Genomic DNA, 10,616 nt, shown 5'->3' on the forward strand with positions numbered 1-10,616 from the left:
GACGGCAGGGCGGCATCGCAGCCTGCCTGGCCGTCCGCCATCCTGCCGGCGCGTCGCCCCGCTCCGGTCCGTTGCCGGGGCGGAGCGGGGCCATCGCATCCAAGGCACTGGCAACATTGCCGCCTTGTCCTATAATCATTGACTACGCAATGATTGATGGCGCAATAAATGACAATCACGTCACGCGAGGCACCCCCGGCCGGCCAGGTGCTGCCTTTCTGGGAGTCGCTGATGGCGATGTTCGGCATCGCCTTCGTGGTGATGCTGGTGGCCCTGGACCAGACCGTGGTCGGCACGGCGCTGCCGACCGTGGTGGCCGAGCTGCAAGGCTTCGAGTACTACGCCTGGGTGGCCACCGCCTACCTGCTGGCGTCCGTGATCACGGTGCCGATCTTCGGCCGTCTGGGCGACTACTACGGGCGCAAGCCTTTCGTGATGGCCTCCATCATTGTCTTCACCGGCGCGTCCGCCCTGTGCGGGATGGCCACCAGCATGCCCTTCCTGGTGCTGGCGCGCGCCCTGCAGGGCATCGGCGGCGGTATGCTGGTGGGTACCGCCTTCGCCTGCATTCCCGACCTGTTTCCGGATTCCCATGTGCGCCTGCGCTGGCAGGTGATGATGAGCGCGGCCTTCGGCATCGCCAATGCGATCGGGCCGTCGCTGGGTGGCGTGCTGACCGAGTGGTACGGCTGGCGCGCGGTGTTCTACGTCAACCTGCCGGTCGGCCTGCTGGGCCTGGTCTTTGCCTGGCGCTACCTGCCGCACCTGCGCCACCAGTCGCATGCGGGTCCGATCCGGGTGGACTGGCTGGGCGCGGCGCTGATCGGCCTGGGGCTGGGCAGCCTGCAGTTGAGCGTGGAACTGCTGCCGCGCCACGGTTTCGGCGCCGGTACCGTCGGTCTGCTGCTGCTCGCGGTGGCGGCGCTGGTGGGGTTGTGGCACTGGGAGCGGCGCTCGCCCAATCCGATCCTGCCGCTCGATATGTTCCGCAATCCCGGCCTGGCGCCGCTGTTCCTGCTGGCGGTGCTGGTCGGCTTCACGATGTTCTCGCTGCTGCTGTACGCGCCGCTGCTGTTCCAGGGCGGCTTCGGCTACTCGCCGAAGGAGGCCGGCCTGCTGGTCACGCCGCTGGTGGTCTGCATCACCGTGGGCAGTATCCTGAACGGCCGTATCATCACGCGCGTGCGCAACCCGAACGCCATGCTGTATGCGGGCTTTATCATGCTGGCGCTGGCTTGCCTGGGCCTGTCGCAGGCGACTCGCGACATGTCGCGGCACCTGCTGCTGGCGCTGATGCTGGTGGGCGGCTTCGGCCTGGGCTTCATCATGCCCAACCTGACCGTGTTCGCGCAGCAGACCGCGGGCCGCACGCAACTGGGCATCGCTACGGCGATGCTGCAGTCGCTGCGCATGGTGGGCGGCATGGCCGGCACCGCGCTGATCGGCACGCTGGTCGACCGCCGCTATGCCGATGGCGTGCGCGCGGCGCTTGCCGGCGCTGGAGCGAACGACTGGATGCCGCGCCTGGGCGATCCGCAGGTGCTGATCGACAAGGCCGCGCAGTCCGGCCTGCTGGCGCAGCTGCACCAGGCCGGCCACAACGGGGCGCTGCTGCTGGAGCAGGCGCGCCTGTCGCTGGTCGGGGCGATCCATCTCGGGCTGGTGCTCGGCGCCGTGGTAGCCGCCCTCGGCATCTGGTTGGCGCGCCGCGTGCCGCCGATCAAGCTGGAGCGCGCCGTCAAGCAGGCGACGATGGCTGCCGAATAGCACGGCACCGAAGCATCGAAGCATCAAGGCGGAAGCCTGGAGGAACTGGAGTGGAATTGGAGCGACAAAGCCTGGCGGTGCTGCAGCAGTTCGGGCGGACCTATCGGGCCTACGCCTCGGCGTTCGAGCAGTGCGTCGGCTTGCCGATGCCGCGTTGGCGCATTCTCTACGCGCTCTACAACGATGCCGAGCCGATCGCGCAGAAGCCGCTGGCCGATCGTGTGGCCATGGACCCGGGCGCGCTGACGCGCCAGTTGAAGGCATTGCAGGAACTGGGCTGGGTCGAGCGCAATACGAGCGAGCGCGACAATCGCGTGACGCACGTCACGCTGTCCGCGGCCGGCCGCGAGGTGGTGGCGCGGAACCTGCCGCGCCGCTCGGCCTTCCTGCAGGACGTGCTCGACAAGGTGACCGCCGACAAGCTGGAGCATCTGTCGGAAGGGCTGCAACAGCTCGAAGCCGGCATCGCCGAAGCACTGGCGCGCGTGCGCGACGCCGAAGACGTGGCCTGAGCGCCGGGCAGCCGCAGCCGGCCACGCCGGCTCGTCCCTGCGGCGCCGGACTACCTCCTCGGCCCTTCCTGATTCCCGCCTGCGTGTCGCGCGCCGGATCGCGTGCGCGGCCTTCCGCTTTCCCTTGCGCCGTGTCCGCCGTGTCCGCCGTGGTCCGATGGCCGGGTTTGGCCGCCGGCGGCCCCGCTCTCCGTCAGTACCCGCTGCCCGGTGCCGGCGCGCCAGCGCCGAGCAAGGCCGCCACGGCGTGCGGATCGGACGGGAAGTAGAAATGCACGTAAGAGGCCGTCAGGCTGCCGCAGCGGTAGATCGCCTCGCCGCGCGCGCCGTCGCGCGGCGAGGTGGCGTGCGTGGCCGCGACCAGCGGGCTGTCGGCCTGCGAATAGTGGAAGGTGTGGCCGCGCAGCGTGCCCTCGGGCAACGCCACCGCTTGCGGCCCGAGTGCGCTGAGCCGGCGCTGCATGCGCACCGTGCCCGGCAGCAGGCCTGCCATGGCGTGGCTGAGCCCTTCCTTGTCGACCAGCGTATCGAACAGCGCCATCATGCCGCCGCACTCGGCAAGCATGGGCAGGCCGGCACCGTGGGCGTCGCGCAGCGCATCCAGCATGCCGCGGTTGGCGGCCAGCTGCGCGGCGTGCAGTTCCGGGTAGCCGCCGGGCAGCCACAGCGCATCGCAGGCGGGCAGCCTGGCGTCGGCCAGCGGCGAGAAGAAGGCCAGGCGCGCACCCATCGCCGCCAGCAGCTCGAGGTTGGCCGGATAGAGAAAGCGGAAGGCGGCATCGCGCGCCACCGCGACGGTCTTGCCGGCCAGCAGCGGCGGCGGCGGGATGGCCGCCACGTCGGCGAAGGCTACCGGCGCCGGCAGTTGCGCGACCGGCTGCGTCGCGAGCAGGTCGGCGAGGGTGTCGAGGCGCTCGCCCAGGTCGGGCAGTTCATCGGCTGCCAGCAGGCCGAGATGGCGTTCAGGCAGCGAGGCGCGCGCCTCGCGTGGCAGCGTGCCTGCCCAGCCGATGCCGGCCGGCACGCTGGCCTGCAGCATCTGCGCGTGGCGTGCCGAGGCGACACCGTTGGCCAGTACCTGCATGCCGGGCAGCGCACCGCCGTAGTTCGCCAGCCCGAGGGCGATCGCGCCGAAGGTCTGCGCCATCGCGCCGGCCTGGATCACACCCAGCACCGGCAGTCCGAAGCGGCGCGCCAGGTCGGCGCTGCTGGGCTCGCCGTCGTGCAGGCCCATCACGCCTTCCACCAGCAGCAGGTCGGCGTCACGCGCGGCCTCGGCCAGGCGCGCGGCGGCATCGTCGGCGCCGGTCATCCAGAGGTCGAGCGAGTGCACCGGAGCGCCGCTGGCATAGGCCAGCAGCGACGGATCGAGGAAGTCGGGGCCGGCCTTGAAGACGCGCACGCGGAGGCCCTGGCGGCGGTGCAGGCGCGCCAGCGCGGCAGTCACCGTGGTCTTGCCCTGGCCGGAGGCCGGAGCGGCGACCAGCAGCGCGGGGACGCGCAGTGTGGCGGGCGGAGCGGAAGCGGGGCGGGGCATGGCGGAAGCGGCCGCGGCAGGGCGGCGGGCGGTTTGTCGGCGCCGGATTATATCGGGCCGCTCCGCGCCAGCGCGACCGTAGCGGCGGTGCCCGGCAGTACCAGGCCGCTGTGCGCGGCGTAGGCGAACAGCTCCTGGTCGTTGCATGCGCCCAGCTTGCGCATGGCCGACAGTTTCTGGCTGCTGACGGTCTTGATGCTGCGGTGGCTGGCGCGCGCGATGTCCGTGAGCGAGCTGCCGTTGAGGTACAGGCGCAGCACTTCGATCTCGCGCGGGCTGAGCCCTTGCAGGCCGGGCAGGCCCGGCTCGCCCGGTTCGCCGTAGCCGAGCGCGGCGGCGAGGATGCGCAAGGCGGAGCGTCCCACGTAGAAGAGGCCGCGCTGCACCTGCGCGATGGCAAGCGCCATCTCCGCCGGCGGTGCGTCCTTGAGCACCAGTCCGTGCACGCCGGTGCGCAGGATGGCGCGCAGCACCGCCGGGTTGGTGATCATGGTGAGGACGATGACCTGGCCTTGAGGCAGGCAGCGCCGCAGCGCGCGCAGCAGGCGGATGCCGTCCTTGGCGTTGGGCGCGGGCATGTGGTAGTCGGTCAGCACGATGTCGGGGCGCAAGGCCTCGGTGGCGCTCAGCAGTTCGGCCGCGCTCGCAGCCTCGCCACAGACCTCCCAGCCCGGTCGCCCGTGCAGCAGGCCGCGCAGGCCGGCGGGGACGATCGGGTGGTCATCCGCAATCAGGATTCTCAATGCCATGTCGGACGTCTCCCTCCATCGTTGAGCGCGGCATGCCAGGCGAGGGGCCGCGGCTAGGCGAGGATAGCGGCCGCTACCGCGCACGGGAGGAAGACTTTTCGCAAATTACCTGCCGTGGCGGAGGCAGCGGCCCCGCCCAGGTGCCAGCGCGGCGCCGGCTTCCCGACCTCACGCCGAGGCGCAGGCGGCCTGCCGCTCGCTTGCCGCGCGGCGCTGCTCCAGGGCCTTGGCCGGGTCGCGCAGGATGGCGCTGCCGATCTCCATCATCTCGTGCAGCGCGGTGGCGCGCGTGCGCGCAGGCATCCAGAAATGCAGGGCGGCCCAGTCCGGGAAGCTATTGGGCGTGGGCAGCAGCCGGGTAGGTTGGTCGCGCGCTACCAGCGGTACGTTGAAGTCCAGCAGCGGACAGATGCCACCGGTGGCGCGCAACAGCGAGATCTGCGTATGCCAGGAGGGCGCCACGGTCTCGCGGTGGCCGGGATCCCCCGCATGGCGGGCAAGGTAGGTGCGCAGCGGGCTGCCCGGCTCGCTGTCCTCCTGCAGCAGGATCCAGTCGCCATCGGCGTGCGGCTCCGCCTCGCTGCCCGGCCGGGCAGCACTGACCAGGCGGCGCGGGGTGGCCAGGATGCTGTGCTGGGCGATGCCTGCCGCCGCGTACTGGCTGTCGATTACGAAGGCACAGTCGATCTCGCCCTGTTCCAGGTGCCGCGACAGCGCCGCATCGGCGCGCACCGGGCGCGTAACGAAATGGTTGTGCGGGAATTGCTCGCACAGGGCGGTGAGGATTTCCGTGATGACCGGGTCGCCGATCGAGGCGGAGAAACCGATGCTGACGCGCGCGCCATGTGCCGCCGCTTCGGGCGGCGGCTCGTCGCCGCGCACGATCTGCGCCCACTTGGCGAGCATCAGGCGAGCGGTCTGTTCCAGCCGCAGGGCATGCGGGGTCGGCTCGAGCACGCCCTTGCGCTTGATGAAGAGCGGGTCGCCGGTGATTTCGCGCAGGCGTGCCAGGCTGTAGGCGACGGTCGGCACGCGGCCGCGGGTATAGGCAGCCACCGCGCCGAGGTCGCGGTACTCCATGAGCAAGACAAAGATCTGCAGCAGCTTGGTGCTGACGTGTCGCATGCTGACTACTCCCGTTCTGTTTGCCGCCGCGCTGCGGCGACACTTCGCTAGGAGCCGGCATCCGGCTGTGCAACGCCGCTTGCTGCCCGCCGCGCGCACACCTGGGCTAGCGCGGTGTGCGGATGGATTGCGGCGAGGCGACAGGCAAGCGCTGCCATCCGGATGAAACCGGCATGTCGGCAGTGTCTCCCCAATTCCTTGCAGACCGGTGGCTGCGTCGGCGCTCCCTATCGCAGACCGGCATGACCGGCCTGGCAGTGGCCGGTGCGGCAGCGCCGCGTCCCCCTCTGATCTGACGTGCGACGGATGACGCGGGGGATCGAAATTTTGTTTCAATTTGGCAAGCTTAATACAGTAACTAGATCGATACTAGGCGTTCAGGCGGTTTTCCATGGCAATTCGAACGGGTCCGAATCGGATAGCATTTTTGTTCGTACATGGTGACATGAGCGCCCGCGCGGTGACCGGAATGCCTGGGCGCGCGTCCGTGGCGCCGCGCGCGGGTGAGTGCAATCGGCTTAATACGGGCCGCGAAGACACTGAATTGCCTTCCCCGGCAGGACTCGGCTAACGTCGCGGACAAGGACCGGCCACCGCATGATCGGCGGTGCGCCGCGGGCGATGTCACCGAGTGCGGAGGGAACCCCGTGAATAGACGCTTTTCCGAGGAGCAGATCCGTTCCTACCTGGCGGAAGCCGCCAGCGGCGTGCCGGTGCGCGAGTTGTGCGCACGCTATGGATTCAGCGATGCATCGTTCTACGGCTGGCGCATCCGTTATGGACAGAGGCCGCCGGGCAGCAGCGCGGAAGTCCGCAAGCTGCGCGAACTGCAGGAAGAAAACGCGCGTCTGAAAGGGATGCTGGCCGATGCCCTGCTCAAGCTGGAGATGCTGCGCCGCCGCGGTGGCCGCGAAGCCGCTGCCAAGGAGCGCTGAATCCTGTGATGGCTGGCGGTTCGGACCGCGCAGTTTCCCGCCCTGCTGCAACACTCAGGTAAACATGAACACGATCCGCGTTTCCTTCGTCCTCCCCCTGCTGCTGTGGCTGTGGTCCGCGCCGGCTACCGTGCAGGCGAGTGATTCCTTGCCCCAGCGGATGGTGGCGCCGCCACCGCCGCGCCTGATCGACGGCGCGAGCGGCGCCGATACGATGCCGGCCTTGCCGGCGTCGGGCAATGACGACGGCACGCTGTCGCCGGCCCAGCGGCAGCGCTGCGAGGATCTGCTGAACCAGATCAATGCGCTGCCCGCGGGACCGCAATGGTCGGTGGGGCGATCCTCGGTGACCACCGCGGACGGCCGCACGTATCCGTCGCTCGAGCGGCAGGCGGACCGCAAGCGCTTGCAGGAGGCCTATCGGCAGGAGTGCGCGCAGCGGCGGCGCTGATCCACCGGCGCGGTGGCGCGCCTAGGCGGCCTGGCGGCTGGCGTGCACGGTGCCGCGCGCGGCCGTGCCGTGGGGGTCGGGGAGATGGCTGGCATCCGCGTAGACGGCGGCAAGCCCGCCCTGGTCGACGATGCGCAGCAGCTTGTGGCGCACGGTGATCAGGCCCGCCGAGGCGAAGCGCGACAGCAGCCGCGAGACGGTTTCGAGTGTCAGTCCCAGGTAGCTGGCGATGTCGTTGCGCGACATGGCCAGGGTCAGCGAGTCGCCGCCGCCGCGCCGGCCGTGTTCGCCGGCCAGGTCCAGCAGCAGCATGGCGAGGCGTTGCGCGGCCTTCATCGAACCGATCGCCACCAGCAAGGTGCGCTCGCGTTCGGTGTTCCGGCGCAAGGTGTCCAGCACCATGGCGCGGAACTCGGGCAGGCGCATCTGCATGCGCAGGCTCTCGACCGGCACCACGCAGCAGCTCGCATCCTGCAGGGCGATGGCGCTCGTGGTGTGTGCGGTGCTGTCGTGCGCTTCCAGGCCGAGTACGTCGCCGGCCAGTGTGAAGCTGGTGATCTGGCGCCATCCCAGCGACGACTCGAACATATTCTTGATGCTGCCCTTGCGCAGCGGATAGACCGCCAGCGCCGGACGGCCCTGCTGGTACAGCAGTTGTCCCGCGCGCAACTGGATGCGCGAGGGACACAGGTCGCGCGGCGGGGGATCCTGGGAGGGTGCGATGCGCTCCGCACTTCTGCAGACCTGGCGGAAGGGGCAGAGAGGGCACGCGGGGGCGTCGTCGTGCGGCCTGGCCATATCTCGATCATTCCGGTTGCCGATGCTGGCGCCAGTATAAGGGCGCCTTGCTGCCGTGCAGCTTGCCGGCGTGATGCATTCTTTTAGTCGGCGAATTGAAGATTTTCGCGCATACCAGGCTGGGATCTGGACATTCTCCGGCTTCTATGTGCCGAATTTGTCACCTTCATCGGTGGTGGCTCTGTGCTATGCTGCAACGCAGCAACAAAGTCATGCAGTACCAAAGAGCGAGACGCGAAACCCGCGCTCGACGAGCAGGAGTCCACATGGCCAATAGCCTGTCAGGCGACTGGCGCGCGCAACTGCGACGGTTCAGCCGGGTGCAGGACCAGACCGCGCGGCAGTTGCGAGCCTGGCTGGATCGCCTCGATGCGCTGAATCCGGCAAGTCCCCCGCGGCAGGCGCGCCGCACCCTCCCGCCTGCACCGCAGCGGGAACATCCTTCCGAGCCCCCGCCGGGCAAGTGGTACAGCCAGCAGTTGCGGCTGCCGCCCAAGCCGGGCGAACTGCTGCCGCAGCTCGGCTTCCGCCTGTACGTGCCGTCCTGGGCGCATCCGCGCGAGCCGCTGCCGCTGGTGGTGATGCTGCACGGCTGCCGGCAGACGCCCGAGGAGCTGGCCGCCGGCACGCGCATGAATGCCCTGGCCGAGCGGGAAGGGTTCCTTGTGGCCTATCCGCAACAGCCGCTGCGCCGCCAGTTGCAGCGCTGCTGGCAATGGTTCGACCTGGCATCGGAGCAGGGCGGGCGTGAGGTGCAGGCTATCGCCGCGCTGATCGACGCGCTGGCGCTGGAGCCGGGCGTATGTTCCGACCAGGTCTACCTGGCGGGCATGTCGGCCGGCGCCGCAATGGCAGCGGTGGTCGCCTTGCGCCATCCGGACAAGATCGCCGCCGTGGGCCTGCACTCGGGCGTGGTGGTGGGGGCGGCCGACACGGCGCGTGCCGGGCTGACCGCCATGCGTGCGGGCTCCGTCACCGATCCGGCCGTGCTGCTGGATGCCGCCGGCATCGTGCCAGGCGGGCCGGCGATGCCTGCCATCGTGATGCACGGGCTGGCCGACGACGCGGTCGCGCCGCTCAACGGGCGCCTGCTGGCCCGCCAGTTCCTCGCCTACAACCGCCTGGGCGGGGCTTTGCCTGCGCTGGCGGGGACGGCTGCGCAGGCATTGGCGCCGGGGGAGTGTACCGAGGTACGGTTCGGCCGCTGGCAGCGCGACCTCGTCGTGCTGCACGAGGTCGCCGGCCTGGGCCATGCGTGGAGCGGTGGCGACGCGCGCTACGGCTATCACGCGGACCTCGGCCCGGACGCCAGCGCGATGATGTGGGACTTCTTCCGCGCGCACCGGCGCTGGCGCTAGCCGGCCGATGCCGCGTGGCGCGCGCTCAGTCGGGCGCGCGCTGCTTGACGAAGAGGGCCGTCAGCATGCCCAGCACGCACAGCGCCACCACATAGTGAGCCGGTGCCAGCGGGTTGCTCTTCAGCATCAGCGTGACGATCATCGGCGTCAGCCCGCCGAAGATCGCGTACGACAGGTTGTAAGAGAACGACAGGCCGGAGAAGCGCACCTGGGCCGGGAAGGCCTTGACCAGCACGTAGGGCACTGCGCCGATGGTGCCGACGAAGAAGCCGGCCAGCGCGTAGAGCGGCAGCAGCAGGTCGGGGCGGTCATGGATGACCGTGTAGAAGGCGTAGGCGCTGGCTGCCAGCAGCGCGCCGCCGACGAACAGCGTGAGCCGCGCGCCGATGCGGTCGGCGGCCAGGCCGGCCACCACGCAGCCTACCGTCAGGCACAGCGTCGCCACGCTGTTGGCCACCAGCGCGGTGCGCGCGTCGAAGCCGTAGAGCTTCTGCAGGAAGGTGGGGGTCATCAGGATCACCACCACGATGCCGGCCGACAGCATCCAGGTCAGCAGCATCGACACCGCCACCGCGCCGCGGTGGTCGCGTACCACCGCCTTGAGCGGCATCTCGGCGGCCAGCGCCTTGCGCTGCTGCAGTTCGGCGAACACCGGTGTCTCGTGCAGCCAGCGGCGCAGGTACATCGAGCCGATGCCGAACACACCGCCCAGCAGGAAGGGCACGCGCCAGCCCCAATCGGCCAGCTCGGCAGGATTGAAGATGGTGTTGATGCCGGTGGCCACCAGGGAGCCCAGCAGGATGCCGGCGGTCAGGCCGGCCGTCAGCGTGCCGCAGGCATAGCCGACGTGGCGCGCCGGCACGTGCTCGGAGACGAAGACCCAGGCGCCGGGCACCTCGCCACCCACGGCCGCGCCCTGCATCACGCGCAGCAACAGCAGCAGCAGCGGGGCGAACAGGCCGATCACGTGATAGGTCGGCAGCAGGCCCATCAGCAGCGTCGGTACCGACATCAGCAGGATGGACAGCGTGAACATCTTCTTGCGGCCCAGCAGGTCGCCGAAGTGGGCCATGACGATGCCGCCCAGCGGGCGCGCCAGGTAGCCGGCGGCGAAGATGCCGAAGGTCTGCAGCTGGCGCAGCCACTCCGGAACCGAGGGCGGGAAGAACAACTGCCCGATCACGGTGGCGAAGAAGACGAAGATGATGAAATCGTAGAACTCGAGCGCGCCGCCGAGGGCGGCGAGCGCGAGCGTCTTGTAATCCTGGCCGGTCAGCGGACGGGCGTGCGCGCTGCCGCGCGCGCCGGCCGTGCCGACGGTGCTGCTGGTAGACATGTGGAGACTCGCATGGAAGAGATCGCATGCGAAGCGGGCAACACGGAT

10 protein-coding genes are annotated in these 10,616 nt (G+C 69.8%); 5 read left to right on the forward strand and 5 right to left on the reverse strand.

Features of this window, described 5'->3' with window-relative positions; genetic code table 11:
* Positions 1 to 168 precede the first annotated feature (168 nt).
* Both BKK81_RS24045 and BKK81_RS24050 read left to right on the forward strand, forming a co-directional pair.
* A complete protein-coding gene (locus BKK81_RS24045; protein WP_071018302.1) occupies positions 169 to 1,767 on the forward strand; it encodes an MFS transporter in 1,599 nt (532 codons plus the stop codon).
* 50 nt (positions 1,768 to 1,817) lie between these two features.
* On the forward strand, positions 1,818 to 2,279 hold the full coding sequence (locus BKK81_RS24050) for a MarR family winged helix-turn-helix transcriptional regulator (RefSeq protein ID WP_071018304.1): 462 nt from the start codon (positions 1,818 to 1,820) through the stop codon (positions 2,277 to 2,279).
* Between the two features lie 193 nt (positions 2,280 to 2,472).
* On the opposite strand, the gene BKK81_RS24055 is transcribed toward BKK81_RS24050, so the two are convergent.
* The 3 genes from BKK81_RS24055 to BKK81_RS24065 all read right to left on the reverse strand — a co-directional run bounded on the left by BKK81_RS24055 (position 2,473) and on the right by BKK81_RS24065 (position 5,690).
* Positions 2,473 to 3,816: a cobyrinate a,c-diamide synthase gene (locus tag BKK81_RS24055; protein ID WP_071018306.1), complete on the reverse strand. Its 1,344-nt coding sequence runs from the start codon at positions 3,814 to 3,816 to the stop codon at positions 2,473 to 2,475.
* A gap of 47 nt (positions 3,817 to 3,863) precedes the next feature.
* Positions 3,864 to 4,565 (reverse strand): response regulator transcription factor, encoded by a 702-nt coding sequence (locus BKK81_RS24060; protein WP_071018308.1) that lies wholly within the window; start codon positions 4,563 to 4,565, stop codon positions 3,864 to 3,866.
* Between the two features lie 168 nt (positions 4,566 to 4,733).
* Positions 4,734 to 5,690, reverse strand: coding sequence for a LysR family transcriptional regulator (locus BKK81_RS24065; protein WP_071018310.1), 957 nt, complete (start codon positions 5,688 to 5,690; stop codon positions 4,734 to 4,736).
* A gap of 647 nt (positions 5,691 to 6,337) precedes the next feature.
* On the opposite strand from BKK81_RS24065, the gene BKK81_RS36125 reads away from it, so the two are divergent.
* Both BKK81_RS36125 and BKK81_RS24075 read left to right on the forward strand, forming a co-directional pair.
* Positions 6,338 to 6,625 (forward strand): transposase, encoded by a 288-nt coding sequence (locus BKK81_RS36125; RefSeq protein ID WP_071018312.1) that lies wholly within the window; start codon positions 6,338 to 6,340, stop codon positions 6,623 to 6,625.
* Between the two features lie 64 nt (positions 6,626 to 6,689).
* Positions 6,690 to 7,076: a hypothetical protein gene (locus tag BKK81_RS24075; protein WP_071018314.1), complete on the forward strand. Its 387-nt coding sequence runs from the start codon at positions 6,690 to 6,692 to the stop codon at positions 7,074 to 7,076.
* 21 nt (positions 7,077 to 7,097) lie between these two features.
* On the opposite strand, the gene BKK81_RS24080 is transcribed toward BKK81_RS24075, so the two are convergent.
* The gene (locus tag BKK81_RS24080) at positions 7,098 to 7,745 is read right to left on the reverse strand and encodes a helix-turn-helix domain-containing protein (protein WP_335582890.1); all 648 of its coding nucleotides are present in this window, start codon (positions 7,743 to 7,745) and stop codon (positions 7,098 to 7,100) included.
* Positions 7,746 to 8,140: 395 nt separating this feature from the next.
* Between BKK81_RS24080 and BKK81_RS24085 the strand changes: the two genes are divergently transcribed.
* Positions 8,141 to 9,232 carry an extracellular catalytic domain type 1 short-chain-length polyhydroxyalkanoate depolymerase gene (locus BKK81_RS24085; protein WP_071018316.1) on the forward strand — a complete coding sequence of 364 codons (1,092 nt, stop codon included), beginning with the start codon at positions 8,141 to 8,143 and terminating at the stop codon, positions 9,230 to 9,232.
* A 25-nt stretch (positions 9,233 to 9,257) separates the two neighbouring features.
* Here BKK81_RS24085 and BKK81_RS24090 read toward each other — a convergent pair whose 3' ends face one another.
* Positions 9,258 to 10,568, reverse strand: a complete 1,311-nt coding sequence (locus tag BKK81_RS24090) for an MFS transporter (RefSeq protein WP_071018318.1) — start codon at positions 10,566 to 10,568, stop codon at positions 9,258 to 9,260.
* Positions 10,569 to 10,616: the final 48 nt, after the last annotated feature.

Origin of the sequence: Cupriavidus sp. USMAHM13, from assembly GCF_001854285.1 — a bacterium.
Lineage (GTDB): Bacteria > Pseudomonadota > Gammaproteobacteria > Burkholderiales > Burkholderiaceae > Cupriavidus > Cupriavidus malaysiensis.

Coding starts and splice junctions, on each gene's coding strand:
- BKK81_RS24090 (WP_071018318.1), bottom strand. CDS start 10,568: ATGTCTACCAGCAGCACCGTCGGCACGGCCGGCGCGCGCGGCAGCGCG.
- BKK81_RS24085 (WP_071018316.1), top strand. CDS start 8,141: ATGGCCAATAGCCTGTCAGGCGACTGGCGCGCGCAACTGCGACGGTTC.
- BKK81_RS24055 (WP_071018306.1), bottom strand. CDS start 3,816: ATGCCCCGCCCCGCTTCCGCTCCGCCCGCCACACTGCGCGTCCCCGCG.
- BKK81_RS24075 (WP_071018314.1), top strand. CDS start 6,690: ATGAACACGATCCGCGTTTCCTTCGTCCTCCCCCTGCTGCTGTGGCTG.
- BKK81_RS24060 (WP_071018308.1), bottom strand. CDS start 4,565: ATGGCATTGAGAATCCTGATTGCGGATGACCACCCGATCGTCCCCGCC.
- BKK81_RS24065 (WP_071018310.1), bottom strand. CDS start 5,690: ATGCGACACGTCAGCACCAAGCTGCTGCAGATCTTTGTCTTGCTCATG.
- BKK81_RS24045 (WP_071018302.1), top strand. CDS start 169: ATGACAATCACGTCACGCGAGGCACCCCCGGCCGGCCAGGTGCTGCCT.